At 67.3% G+C, this 12,790-nt stretch carries 12 protein-coding genes; 6 read left to right on the forward strand and 6 right to left on the reverse strand.

The window, feature by feature from the left end:
• Positions 1–20 precede the first annotated feature (20 nt).
• The 3 genes from JEQ17_RS00765 to JEQ17_RS00775 all read left to right on the forward strand — a co-directional run bounded on the left by JEQ17_RS00765 (position 21) and on the right by JEQ17_RS00775 (position 2,688).
• A protein-coding gene (locus tag JEQ17_RS00765) for an IS5 family transposase (RefSeq protein ID WP_407700134.1) occupies positions 21–844 on the forward strand; the annotation gives its coding sequence in 2 pieces (ribosomal slippage) (positions 21–320 and positions 323–844; 822 coding nt in all).
• 607 nt (positions 845–1,451) lie between these two features.
• Positions 1,452–1,991: a hypothetical protein gene (locus tag JEQ17_RS00770; protein WP_200393339.1), complete on the forward strand. Its 540-nt coding sequence runs from the start codon at positions 1,452–1,454 to the stop codon at positions 1,989–1,991.
• Between the two features lie 370 nt (positions 1,992–2,361).
• Positions 2,362–2,688 (forward strand): hypothetical protein, encoded by a 327-nt coding sequence (locus JEQ17_RS00775; protein WP_200393340.1) that lies wholly within the window; start codon positions 2,362–2,364, stop codon positions 2,686–2,688.
• A gap of 49 nt (positions 2,689–2,737) precedes the next feature.
• Here the strand turns inward: JEQ17_RS00775 and JEQ17_RS00780 are convergent, their stop codons facing one another.
• Positions 2,738–3,517, reverse strand: coding sequence for an IS5 family transposase (locus JEQ17_RS00780; protein WP_407700135.1), 780 nt, complete (start codon positions 3,515–3,517; stop codon positions 2,738–2,740).
• A gap of 419 nt (positions 3,518–3,936) precedes the next feature.
• Here JEQ17_RS00780 and JEQ17_RS00785 point away from each other — a divergent pair, with 419 nt between their 5' ends.
• Positions 3,937–4,107, forward strand: coding sequence for a transposase (locus tag JEQ17_RS00785; RefSeq protein ID WP_200393342.1), 171 nt, complete (start codon positions 3,937–3,939; stop codon positions 4,105–4,107).
• A 331-nt stretch (positions 4,108–4,438) separates the two neighbouring features.
• On the opposite strand, the gene JEQ17_RS00790 is transcribed toward JEQ17_RS00785, so the two are convergent.
• Positions 4,439–5,074: a TetR/AcrR family transcriptional regulator gene (locus JEQ17_RS00790; protein WP_200393343.1), complete on the reverse strand. Its 636-nt coding sequence runs from the start codon at positions 5,072–5,074 to the stop codon at positions 4,439–4,441.
• A gap of 147 nt (positions 5,075–5,221) precedes the next feature.
• Here JEQ17_RS00790 and JEQ17_RS00795 point away from each other — a divergent pair, with 147 nt between their 5' ends.
• The gene (locus JEQ17_RS00795; protein WP_200393344.1) at positions 5,222–6,076 is read left to right on the forward strand and encodes an enoyl-CoA hydratase/isomerase family protein; all 855 of its coding nucleotides are present in this window, start codon (positions 5,222–5,224) and stop codon (positions 6,074–6,076) included.
• 185 nt (positions 6,077–6,261) lie between these two features.
• On the forward strand, positions 6,262–7,053 hold the full coding sequence (locus JEQ17_RS00800) for a hypothetical protein (RefSeq protein ID WP_200393345.1): 792 nt from the start codon (positions 6,262–6,264) through the stop codon (positions 7,051–7,053).
• A 94-nt stretch (positions 7,054–7,147) separates the two neighbouring features.
• On the opposite strand, the gene JEQ17_RS00805 is transcribed toward JEQ17_RS00800, so the two are convergent.
• The 4 genes from JEQ17_RS00805 to JEQ17_RS00820 all read right to left on the reverse strand — a co-directional run bounded on the left by JEQ17_RS00805 (position 7,148) and on the right by JEQ17_RS00820 (position 12,695).
• Complete coding sequence (locus JEQ17_RS00805) at positions 7,148–8,269, reverse strand: PP2C family protein-serine/threonine phosphatase (RefSeq protein ID WP_200393346.1); 1,122 nt, start codon at positions 8,267–8,269, stop codon at positions 7,148–7,150.
• Between the two features lie 112 nt (positions 8,270–8,381).
• Positions 8,382–9,050, reverse strand: a complete 669-nt coding sequence (locus tag JEQ17_RS00810) for a response regulator transcription factor (protein WP_200393347.1) — start codon at positions 9,048–9,050, stop codon at positions 8,382–8,384.
• Positions 9,051–9,066: 16 nt separating this feature from the next.
• A complete protein-coding gene (locus tag JEQ17_RS00815) occupies positions 9,067–10,224 on the reverse strand; it encodes a sensor histidine kinase (protein WP_200393348.1) in 1,158 nt (385 codons plus the stop codon).
• Positions 10,225–10,355: 131 nt separating this feature from the next.
• Entirely contained in the window at positions 10,356–12,695 is a 2,340-nt protein-coding gene (locus tag JEQ17_RS00820; protein WP_200393349.1) for an MMPL family transporter, read from the reverse strand.
• Positions 12,696–12,790: the final 95 nt, after the last annotated feature.

Genomic DNA, 12,790 nt, shown 5'->3' on the forward strand with positions numbered 1-12,790 from the left:
CCGTGACGACTCGGCCGTGGATCGTGGATGACGACTTGTGGGCGCTAATCGAGCCGCTGTTGCCGCCCTGGCCACAGCGGTCGCCAGGCCCGAAGCCGGTGGACGATCGGCGGTGTCTGCAGGGCATCCTGTTCGTTCTGCATCAGGACATCCCTTGGCAACTCTTGCCGCTGGAGCTGGGGTTCGGCTCCGGGCAGACCTGCTGGCGGCGCCTGGAGCGGTGGCAGCGGGCCGACGTCTTCGACCGGCTGCACCGCCTGTTGCTCTCCGAATTGAACGCGGCCGGCGAGCTCGACTGGTCGCGCGTGTGTGTGGACGGCTCCCACATCCGCGCGAAAAAAGGGGAGCCGCGACCGGTCCGTCGCCGGTCGACCGGCGGAAGACAGGCAGCAAACACCACCTGATCTGCGATGGCCGCGGCACACCGCTGCACGTCATCACCACCGCGGCGAACGTCAACGACATCACCCAGGCCCTCGCCCTGGTCGACGGCGTCCCGTCCATCGCCGGGCGGGTGGGACATCCGCGTCGTCGCCCCGACTCCCTGCTGGGCGACAAGGCATACGACTCGAAAGCCGTGCGCCAGGAGCTACGGCGCCGCAAGATCATGCCGGTCATCTCCCGCAAGGGCATCGCGAACATCAAAGGCATGGGCAAGCTCCGCTACGTCGTCGAGCAGACCTTCGCCCTGCTGCACCAGTTCAAGCGCCTCGCAGTCCGGTGGGAACGACGGCTCGACCTGCACGACGCCCTGGTCTCCCTCGCCTGCGGACTGATCTGCTGGAGAAGGCTCAGCCGGCAACGTGCGCGTTCAGCTGTGCGGTCCTACGCTGGCCAGCTGTGACTGACAACCCTCTGCATTGGCCCGACAGTAGACTCCGTCCGTTCCAAATGGTCCGCTGCCGAGTATCGGGACATCGTGGACGCTTCGGCGTGGAAGTCGAGTTGATCGCACCTGCCACCGAGGCCCGGGCATTCATCGACTTCGTGAACCTCACCGACAGCCTGGAACACCCGGGCCCAGAGGACTTCCCAGCGATCGGAAGCCCGCTCGATGCCGTCGTACTCGACTACATGCCCAGCGGTGAGCTGCGTCTGTCGGCTCGTCCATCGTCACTGACTCGGCAAAGGCAACGAAACACGCCGCCCGCACCCGAGAGCAAGGCGCACGGGACCAGCTCCTGACACCCACCCAACACTCAAGATCGTGTTACGAGCTCTTAGGTCGGACACTAAACCGCAGGCCTGAGCGTGCTTTTCGAACTCCCGTCATCACCGGTGCAGATCGCCGCATTTCAGAGATTGTTTGTTCGACACAGGCCCTCGAAGGCAAACAACGCCTGGGCCACTACACCTGGAGCGGACAGCATGTCCAATGTGGGTGCGCCGGACGCGACCCCGCGAGAGCGGGGTCGCTTCATCCTTCACGTCAGACCTCACGGAGGGAAGCCATGAATGCTCGCAAGGGTGCCGAGCGGGCCCGCCGGCCGCTGGCGATGATCGCCTCGGTCCTGCTCATCACAGGTGTCTCGACCGGCGCCGCCACGGCGGACGGTGCGCACGACGGGAAGTACTGCGTTGTCGAGGTCGGCAAGTCGGTCCACGGGGGCTTCTCGCCGGTGAAGTCCCAGACGTGCAGCAACGACCCGACCTCGTCGGCCTTCAGGGCGGCGGCTGCACCCGACATTCTGCTCATGGAGTGGTTCTGGAACGCCTACAACAACCCGGGGGACGTCACGCGCATCGTCGTGTCGGACGCGGACCAGCGCTGCGACTCATCCGGCTACCGCCTGCGGCCGAACCTCATCTGGGACAACGAGATCTCCGGCTTCTACACGTACAGCTACTGCCGTGAGGTGACCATCTACGACGCTTACAACCGGGACGGCGACTCGCAGTACTGGTACGACGGGACGGGCGACGGGCCCAACGTGCCTTATGTCGGCGATTGGATGAACGACCGGACCAGCTCCCTCTGGATCCGGGCCTGACCCGCGATCCCCACGCAGCACCCGGTCAGGGCGCTGGCTCGATCCGCCGGATCGCGGATTGAGCCGGCCGACCAGGTCGGCGCATGAGCCGTACGGTGTGGGGCTGGTCACCAGCGCGCCGCGGGCATCCGGTCCGGCAGAGGGAGGAGCCATGAACCTGATGGTGGACTCCCCGACCTGCTGGAGCCCCACCACTGAAACAACCTCAGCTTCCCCGCACGGCCGCCGTGAACATCCGACAACGGAAGGAAAACCGTGTACAAGAAGACAAGAAGGATATGGCCTCCCTTAGAGCTCCTAACACGATCTTGTGACCTCAGATTCTGCATCGCTGGCACATGACTGCCTGCCCGCTCGCGATACTTGGACCATGGACAGCTACGAGGGCACCGCGACGCTTGAGTGGTGGGCCAATCGCTCGACGTGTCTGAGCAGGCTCCGTGTGCAGGTCGTGATCCGTGCCGCCGGAGACAACTGGACGTCCGAGGCGACCCTCGAATCTCCCCTGACCGCGGAGGACAGGGAGAGCTTCGACTTCCTGATGCGGCTCGAACCGCACTTCACCTTGCGCTTTGACGACGCGAGCACGCTGCTGGTCAAGGTCGTCGAAGCACGAGTCGAGGGACGGCTCATCCTCACCGCAGCCGAGACAGGCACGGCAGAGCCGACCGGAGCGAGGCACGCACCGCACCAGTAGCCCGGGGCCCTTCGAGGTGCTGGGCTGACCGAGATCACTTGGGGCGCGATCAGGAGTGGGCTTTCTTGAGGCGTCTCCAGCAGATGAGGCTGCAGGCCAGGGAAACGAAGGCTTCGTGGAGTTCGGTTCGGCGTTCCCAGCGGACGGCGAGACGCCTGAACTGATGGAGCAGGGCGAAAGTCTGCTCCACGACGTAGCGGAGCTTGCCCATGCCCTTGATGTTCGGTGATCCCTTACGTGAGATGACAGGCAGGATCCGCCGTTGTCGCAGCTCGTCGCGGTGGACATTGGAGTCGTAGCCCTTGTCACCGAGCAGGGCGTCGGGCCTGCGACGGGGCCGGCCGGGGCGGCCCGCAACGGGCGGGATGCCGTCAACCAGGGCGAGGGTCTGGGTGACGTCGTTGACGTTGGCCGCAGTCGTAATGACCTTGAACGGGGTGCCGCGTCCGTCGCAGATCAAGTGGTGCTTGCTGCCGGTTTTCCGCCGGTCGACCGGTGTCGGCACCCCCTTTTTCGCCCGGACATGGGAACCATCCACGCACGCCCGTGACCAGTCGAGTTCACCGGCCGCGTTCAACTTCGCGAGCAGGACCCGGTGGAGTTGGTCGAAGACCCCGGCCCTCTGCCACCGGTCCAGACGCCGCCAGCAGGTCTGACCCGATCCGAACCCCAGCTCCAGCGGCAGCAGTTGCCAGGCGATGTCGTTGCGCAGCACGTACAGGATGCCCTGCAGGCACAGTCGGTCCGGAACTGGCCGCGGACCGGGAGCTTTCTCCGGCCAGGGCGGCAGCAACGGCTCCATCAGCGCCCACAAGTCGTCGTCCACGATCCACGGCCGAGTACTCACACCATCGCGAACGGCCGAATCCTCACACCGGTCACGGCCAACCAGGACGTTGCAGCAAGATCGTGTTATGAGCTCTAAGGAGGCGCCATGGCTACCGTTACGACACGGCTTCGGCCCTACCGGCGGAACTTGCGACGCCCTACCGTGGCAATTTCCACCGTCGTGCTCGCCGTTGGTCTCGCGCTGGGGGGTGGCGCACTCTCTCCGGCATCAGCTTTTGCCAGTGAGCACCGGGGAACCGAGCAGGACGGCACCGTACACATCCAAGCGTGGGCCGGGCCCTTCGCCTCTTGGGACGTGTGTAGCGTTACCCGGCGGTATATGGACAGCCTCGGATACCGCACCACACCGTGCATTCACGAGCCCGAAGGCTGGTTCTTCCAGTACTTCTGATCGGTCAGGTGGCCTACGGCGACCGCAACACGGTGGAGCGGGCGATCAACCTGCTCAAGCAGAACCGGATGGTCGCGACCCGCTATGACAAGCGGGCCGCGACCTTCGACGTGACCGTGCAGGTGGCCTCGATCCGGAGCTGGCTCCGTGACCTGACCCGTTCAAAAAACAGGGCCTAGGTGCGGCGGCGAGCGGTGCGCGCCCCGGCGCGGCCGAGCACGCGACGAAGTCGCGCGCGCAGTGCCGATGCCGGGGCGCGCACCCGGCGCCACTAACGGCGGCATCCGCCCGAGCGGGAAGACGGTGTCGGCCGTCCTGCCGCTGCCGCACTGGCCCCGGCACCATGAAAGTCGGTCACGCCGGGATACTAGGGGCCCTAGGCCTCGCGACGGTTGACGCGATGCGGGCGCTCCTGGCATCGGTGGCCACTCGCCCACGAGCGCCACGGACGCCGGTAGCGCGCCGGTCGAGGAAATGATTCGGCGCCGATTGTCGCGCCGGAGGGGTTGGCTACCGGTAAGCCCGCAGGAACACATCGACACCGTCGGCGATGATCGCCAGGATCTCCGGTTCTCCCGCCTCGGCGTCCCCTCGAGCATTGAGTGTCTCCAGCGCGAGACTGATGGTGAGGGCCGTGAAGTGGCGCGCCGCCAGGCCGGGATCCTCGGCGCGGATCTCGCCGTCGGCGACCAGCACGGCGAACCGCTCCTCCAGCATCCGTTCGGGGCGGTCGCGCGTGGCCTCGGCCAGCTGCGGTATCGCCCATCGCTGCGAGGTCAGTCGCCGGAAGGTCACGTAGTCGGACGACGGAAAGGTCTGCGTGACCACTCGTTGCCCGAACGCCGTCAACGCTTCGCGCAGGTCACGACCCCGAGCCAGCTCCTCGTCGATCGCGGAGCGAATGGTGTCGACCACCGCGTTGTGGGCACGCTCGATCACCCGCAGAAAGACCGTTCCCTTGTCCCCGAAGTGGTCGTAGACGGTCCGCTTCGAGACCTGTGCCCGACCTGCGATGGCATCGACGCTCGCCCGCTCATAGCCCTCCGCGAGAAACAGCGCCTCCGCGGCTTCCAGGATAGCCGCCCTCTTGCCTTCGGAACGCCGCCGGCGCCCGGGAGTCTGAACCGCCGCGATTGCCCTCGACATGAGCTCAGCGTACAGTCGACTCCTAAAATCACACTCGCGAGTGTACTTTGTGATGCGGGGCCGACGCGTGTGGTCGGCCGGTCCACCCTGGCGTCGCCCGAGCCTCGAAGCATCGATGGCGGCCGCCCACTACGTGGAGGTACTGACATGGCTTTCCATCCGGCCGATCACTGGGACGGCTACCTCGCTCCGCCCGACTTCGAGGAGTACTCGGCCAGGTATGCGGACTTCTTCCGGATGCGCCGCGAGGACGGCATCATCGAGGTCCGCCTGCACACGGACGACGGCCCGTACGCCCACACCCACGCCGCACACAATGTCTGGACGCGCGTGTGGCAGGAGATAGGCAACGACCCCGAGAACCAGGTCCTGATCGTCACCGGCACCGGTGACAGGTGGATGACCGGAAACCCCAAGGGGCTCAACCCCAAACCTGCCTCCGAGCTGGATCCCGACCACATCTACCAGCGGATGACGGACGGCTGGAAGCTCATCGAGAGTTTCGCCAACAACATCGACATTCCGACCATCGCGGCCGTCAACGGCCCCGGCGTGCACACCGAGTTCGCCATGATGAGCGACGTGACACTCGCGGCGCCGGACGCCGACTTCATGGACCCGCACTTCTGGCTCGGTTCCCCTCCCGGGGACGGTCAGTACATGGCGCTTCAAGCCCTGATGGGTCCCAAGCGGGCCGCGTACTACATCTATGCGGCCAAGTCGATCCCGGCGGACAAGGCCCTCGAGTGGGGGATCGTCAGCGACGTACTCCCCCGCGAGGAGCTCCTCGATCGGTCCTGGGAACTCGCACGGTTCATCATGAAGCGGCCGCGCTACACGCGGTGGGCCACCCACAACATCGTGTCGCGGCACTGGAAGAAGACGGTGGCCGAGGACTTCGGCTTCCACATGGCTCATCAGATGCTCGCCAACGTCGCCAGCAAGTCCCGGGTTCCCGACCCGGAACTGCTCGCCGACTCCGAGGCGCGCAAGCTGTTCTGACGACGTCTCAACAGACCGGTCCGGCTTGCGGCTTGCGGCTTGCGGCTTGCGGCTTGCGGCTTGCGGCTTGCGGCTTGCGGCTTGCGGCTTGCGGCTTGCGGCTTGCGCATGGTCGAAGCCCGACCGACCTGTTGCCTCCGCCCCAGTCCCGGCACGCGCACATCCCTTGAACGCGGAGTACGAGCTTGATCGAACGGCATGAGCACCTCGGGAAACTTGTCACCGACGCGACCGCACAGCTCAGTACCACCTCGTCGTGGCTCGTGGTGAGCACGTCGCCGGCCCACCCTGCGTCGGCCGAGTTCAACGCAGCGAGCGGCAAAGACGTCCAGCGATGGGTCGGTCGGCAGGTTGCTGACTGGCCCGCGCCGATCCCTCTCGGAGGCGAGCACCCAGACGTCCGCACGGACAGGCTGAGCTTCGCGCCACCGCGGCAACCGGGCCGTACGGCGAACTCGTACTACTACGAGTTCCATTCGGACGGGTCAGCACTCGGTGGGCTGCAGGTGGGAACACTGCAGAACAGCCCCCCGGCCGGCGAACCCGTCTGGGCACTGGGCGAGGGAGCTGTCGCCTGGATCACCATCGCCATGCTGCGTCTCAACGCGGCCTTCGCCGGTCACGTCTCGACCCTGGGCGAAGCCGCCGTGCAAGTCACTGTCATCTGCCCCGTCGACCCCAGCCCCACGGTGCCGATACAGGTGTGGAACCATGCCGGTGGCGTGTACGGTCCGGCAGGAAAGCGCCAGTACACCAGTGTTAGCTCCGCTCGTTCCGCCGTGGACCTGACCACGTGCCTGTCGCCCCGGCTCGCCGCTGCCGCGCGGCCGTTCCTCGTCGACCTGCTGCAGCAGTTCGGAGTCTCCGAGCCACGCCATGTCGACCCTTCCGGAGTCGTCCGGCGCCAGCACTTCACCGGCCACGACGAGTTGATTCACGCGTGGGCCGATGCGATCGGCATTCCGTCCGAGCCGTGACGGTCACCGTGCCACCGGGCTCCTGGCTCCTGGCTCCTGGCTCCTGGCTCCTGGCTCCTGCCAAACCTTCAGCGCCCTCGGTGACGGTGGAAGTTCAGTGCGACGGTGACCAACGGACGGTCAGGACCGCGACATCGTCGTGCCGGCCGCCTTGGCCGGCGAAGGCGAGGCTGTCCTCGAACAGGGCCTGAGGCAGGTCGGTCGGCGAGAGGTCGAGCTTCTCCAGACGCTCGTCGACCGGGTAGAACGTGCCGTCGGGCGCGCGGGTTTCGGTGAGGCCGTCCGTGCTCAGCAACAGCGTCGCGCCGTGGGGAAAGCGGAACCAGCCGACCGTCGTGGGTTCGGAGGCGAGTTCGGCGAGACCGAGCGGGACGCCGGAGTCCAGCGAGGGGCTGGTGATGGTGCCCTCGTGCATGACGTAGGGCGAGATGTGCCCGCAGTTGATGGCCTGCGCGTCCTCGATGCCCGTCTCGATACCGATGATCAAGGCGGTGACGAAGCGTTCGTCGTCGCCGGTGTGTTCGGCGTAGGAATTGTGGCGTACGACAGCGGCGTCCAGCGCGTCGACGAGCGCCGTGAGAGTCGGCTCGCGGTGGGCGGCCTCGCGGAAGGCTCCGATGGTGGCGAACGCGGTACCCACCGCGGCCAGTCCCTTGCCCTGCACGTCCCCGATCAGCACGCGCGTCCCCCACGGCGATGCGACCACGTCGTAGATGTCGCCGCCGACGAGTCTGTCCTCATGGAGGGGTTCGTAGACCCCGTTGACCAGAACGTCTCCGGTGACCAGGGGCAGAGGGTGCAGGATGTGGCGCTGCATAGCGGCGGCTGTGGAGCGCAGCCGGAGCATCTCGTGTTCCCTCCTGATCCGCCTGCTGCAGGCGTAGACCGAGGTCGTGGCCAGGACGAGGGTGAACAGGACCAGCAGGAGGCGGTCGAGCCAGCGGCTCTCGTCGACGTCCCGCAGCACCGCGGTCGTGGTGACGACGAGTGTGGTCCACGCGGCGACGAACCCGGTCTGCCGGACGGTGCACAGCGCCGATGCCGTCCCGGGCAGGAACACCAGAAGTCCGAGGAGCCACACCTCGGAGCGGGACAGGATGCCGAGGGCCTCCACCAGGGCCGTCAGCGCCACCACGGCGGCGATCAGTTCGGCGTTGCCCGGAGGCTCGATGGCCTCGAAGGCTTCGGCGGGTCTCTTCCGGAGGCTACCGGACATGAACGCTCCCAGGCAGATGGTGATCTCCTGGAACTGTATTCCGGCCCCGGTGTGCTGCGGGCTTCTCGCCGAGCAGACACTCGGTTCAACCAGCCCGGTCAGTCGAAACGCCTCACGGAAGAGGTCGCGCCAGGCCCACCTGGTAGGCGATGGCAACCAACTGGGCGCGGCTGCGTGCCTCCATCTTCGTCTTGGCCCGCTGAACATGCGTTCGGACTGTCAATGGGCTGAGGCACGCCTCCTCGGCGATCTCGTCGTCGGATTTCCCGTCCGCCACGAGAACCACCATCTCGCGCTCGCGAGGGGTGAGGTTCTCCAGAACCCGCGGGGTCGGACCGCCGCTGTGGTCGGGCGTGGCGAGAAAGCGTGCGATGAGGGAGCGTGTGGCTGCGGGGGACAGAAGTGCGTCTCCGGAGGCCACGGTGCGAATTCCGCCGAGGAGTTCATCAGCGGTGACGTTCTTGCCGAGGAAGCCGCTGGCGCCGACGCGCAGGGCCCGGGCCACATGCTCATCGCTCTGGAACGTGGTGAGGATGAGGACGCGAGTGCTCTGCAGGTCCGTGTCGGCGCAGATGGCAGAAGTCGCGGCGAGGCCGTCGGTGCCGGGCATCCGGATGTCCATGAGAACGACGTCGGGGTGATGGACGCGTGTCAGGTCCACGGCTTCGGCGCCGTCGGCTGCCTCCGCCACCACCTCCAGGTCGTCGCACGAGTCGATCAGGATTCGGAATGTCGCCCGCAGGAGGGCCTGGTCGTCGGCGAGCAGTACGCGGATGGTCATCAGGGTCTTTCCGGAGTCAGGCGTGAATGGGCAGTTGGGCGGTGACGGCGAAGCCGCCTTCAGGTCGGTGTCCTGCCTGGAGACGCCCGCCGGCGGACTGGGCGCGTTCCCGCATTCCGATGAGGCCGAAGCCGCCGCTGGGGGCAGGCGCGCGCGGGACGGTTCCGCCGTCGTCGCTGACGGTGAGGGTCAGACGGTCGACGGTGTAGGCGAGTTCGACTCGGGCCGTGCTCGCACCGGCGTGCTTGGCAACGTTGGTCAGCGCCTCCTGCGCGATCCGGAACGCGGTCAGGTCCACTCCCGGTGACAAGGGCCGTGTCTCGCCGTCCACCATGACGAGGACGGTGAGTCCTGCGGCACCGAACGCGGATGCCAACTCGGGTAGACGTCCAAGACCGGGACTCGGCTCCAGAAGGTCCTCGGCGTCGTCGGACTGGCGCAACAGGCCGACGGTGGCCTGGAGTTCGCGCAGCGCCGATGAGGTCGTGGTGCCCAGCTCGGCAAGAATCGTCTGCGCCTGTTCAGGTCGGGTTCGGGCGAGGTGTGCCGCGGTGGCGGCCTGCGCATTGGCCAGGGCCATGTGATGGGCGACGACGTCGTGCAGTTCGCGGGCGATACGGATCCGTTCCTCGGCGACACGGTGGCGTGCCTCCTCCTCCCGCGTACGTTCGGCGTGCTCGGCTCGTGTGTGAACGGCTTCCAAGTAGGCCCGCCGGGCCCTGACCGCCGAGCCCTGCACGACCGGGAGCATGATCCAGAAGGCGGGACTGACCGTCTTGAGTCCCCAGGGCTGATTGTTGTCGTCGGAGAGAAGGGCCGTCAGGACGATCAGCGCGATCACGGCGATGCCGTAGCCGTGCGCGGTCTTCTGCGGGACGCGCAGGGTGAGTTCGTAGAGCGCCACGATCACGGGGAGCAGCAGGAGGGGGCTGATCAGATGGCCGATGCTGCCGGAGATCGCGGCGCAGACCGAGGTGACGGCGACGACCGCGCCTGGATGGCTGCGCCGCCCCAGCAGCGAAATACACGCGGCAGTGGCGAGGAGAAGCCCGGGCCACCGGCCTGGTCCCCCTTCGTTGTACTGGTTGCCGGTGGCCGCGTACACCAGCAGCAGGAACCCCGCCTCGACGAGCCGGGGGTGTCGGCCGGCGTACCGCCGCCAAGTCGCGAGCATGAGGTTCTCCGCTGAGGTGGATCCGGTCCCGACCTGCCGACGGGTTGTTCGTTCGGCCGGCCTGGCCCGGAGTGGTTGTGGAGCGGGGAGGGGCCCATGCCGGGCATGGGGCCCCTCCCCCGGCGTGTCGGTCAGACGCGCGCCATGTCATGGTGTGATTCGCCGGTCGGGGCAGGGAGTTCAGCGGCCCGGCGGCTGAGGGCTTCGCCCTCGATGTCCACCCGCGGCAGCAGTCGGTCCAGCCAGCCGGGCAGCCACCAGGCCCGTTTGCCCAGCAGCGCGAGCACAGCGGGAACCAGGACCATCCGGACGACGATCGCGTCGAACAGGACGGCGGTGGCGAGGCCGAAGCCGACCATCTTGACCATGGAGTCGGCGGCCGTCATGAAGCCCGAGAACACGGCCATCATGATCAGCGCGGCCGCCACCACGATCCGGCCGCTGTGGCGGAAGCCGGAGACGACCGCCTGACCGGCCTCTTCCCCGTGGACGTATGCCTCGCGCATCCGGGACACCAGGAACACCTGGTAGTCCATGGCGAGTCCGAAGACGATGCCCACCAGGAAGATCGGCATCAGGCTCATGATGGGCCCGGTCTGATCGACTCCGAGGAGACTGGCCCCGTGGCCGTTCTGGAAGACCGTGACCACGGCACCGAAGGACGCGAGAACCGACAGGAGGAAACCGAGCGCCGCCTTGAGGGGCACCAGTACGGAGCGGAAGACCACCAGCAGCAGGAGGAAGGCCAGGCCCACGACGACCACGAGGTAGGGGATCAGCGCGTCCTGCATCTTCTTGGCGATGTCGATGTTCAGCGCTGTGGTGCCGGTGACCTCGAAGGTGGCACCGGTCCCGGTCTCCGTCGCCGAGCGCTCGTCGCGGATGGTGTGGACGAGTTTCTTGGTCCGCTCGCTGGTGGGAGCGGTGGAGGGTGTGGCGGACAGCACCGCGGTGTCCTTGGCCTCGTTGAACTGGGCCGGGGAGACCGATACGACGCCCTTGGTGGCGCCGATCCGCTCGGCGACCGTCTCCACCGCGGCCTTCGGGTCGTCGGCGTCCCGCGCGTCCACGACGATCGTCAGCGGACCGTTGAAGCCGGGGCCGAAACCTTCCGCGAGGGCGTCGTAGGCGCGGCGTTCCGTGGTCGAGGTGGGCTTGGCCTCGTCACCCGGCATGCCCAGCCGCAGATCCAGGGCAGGCACGGCGAGCGCGCCCAGGCCGACGACGGTGAAGAGGAGCACCGCTACGGGCCGTCGCAGGACGAAGCTCGCCCAGCGGACGCTCCAGCTTCCGGCTTCCTCAGCCTTGCGGGGCTCCCGGTTCTTGCGGGTTGCCTGGCTGTCGCCGGGTTCCTGACTCCCGCGGAGCTGCCGCCCGCGACGGCGGATCCTGATCCTGGGGATTCGCGAGCCGCGCTCGGACGTGCGGGCCCGGCCGATACGGTTCTGGCCACTACGGCTCTGGCGGGCGAGGACGGCGTTCGGCCAGAAGCCGAGCAGTGCGGGAACCAGGGTGAGCGCGATCAGTACGCCGATGACGACCGTTCCCGCGGCGGACAGGCCCATCTTCGTCAGCATCGGTACGCCGACCACCGAGAGGCCGGCGAGCGCGATGACGACCGTGAGACCGGCGAAGACGACCGCGGAACCAGCCGTGCCCAGGGCCAGACCGACGGCCTCCTCCGGAGCACGCCCCTTCGCCCGTTCCTCCCGGTAGCGGGAGACCACGAACAGCGAATAGTCGATGCCGACCGCGAGACCGAGCATCATGGCCAACTCGCCACTGGTCGAGGACAGTCCGAAGGCGTTGGCGAGAGCGGTGATCCCGGCCAGGCTGATGCTGACGCCGATGACGGCGGTGATCAGCGGAAGCCCTGCCGCGGCCAGGGAGCCGAAGGTGATCAGCAGTACGACCGCCGCGACAAGGACGCCGACGATCTCGCCCATTCCGGCGGGAGCCTCGGTGGCCAGGGCGCTTCCGCCGACCTCGACGGTCAGGCCCGTGTCGCGGACCTCCTCGATTGCCCCCTCCAGTTCCTTCTTGCTGGCATCGGTGACTTCGTCGTCCTTGGTCTTGTACGTGACCGTGGCGTAGGCCGTGGTCTTGTCCTTGCTCAGCCCCGGCCCGTCGAACGGGCTCGACACGTCGGCGACCTGTGGTCCGTCGGCCGCCTCGGTGAGGAACCGGTCGACGGCTGATCGGTGGCCGGCCGCGGTGATCTTCTGGCCGTCCGGTGCGACGAAGACGATCCGGGCGCTCGCGCCGTTCGCCTCACTGCCGGGGAACTGCTCGTTGATGAGGTCGAACGCCTTCTGGGACTCGATCCCCGGCATCGACGACGAATCGTCAGGGGCTTCCGCAGCGCTGAGGGCACCGATGCCGACGACTGCCAGCACAGCCACCCACAGCAGGGCCACCCACCGACGCCGTCGGAAGGCCCGTTGGCCCAGTTGGTACAGGAAAGTCGCCATCGAAGGAGTCTCCGTATCTCGTCTCGGGAACCCCATCAGCCTGTCGACAAGCACCATGCCGAGTCGTCATCGGTGCTACGACAATCCGCCTACTG

This window comes from Streptomyces liliifuscus (assembly GCF_016598615.1).
Lineage (GTDB): Bacteria > Actinomycetota > Actinomycetes > Streptomycetales > Streptomycetaceae > Streptomyces > Streptomyces liliifuscus.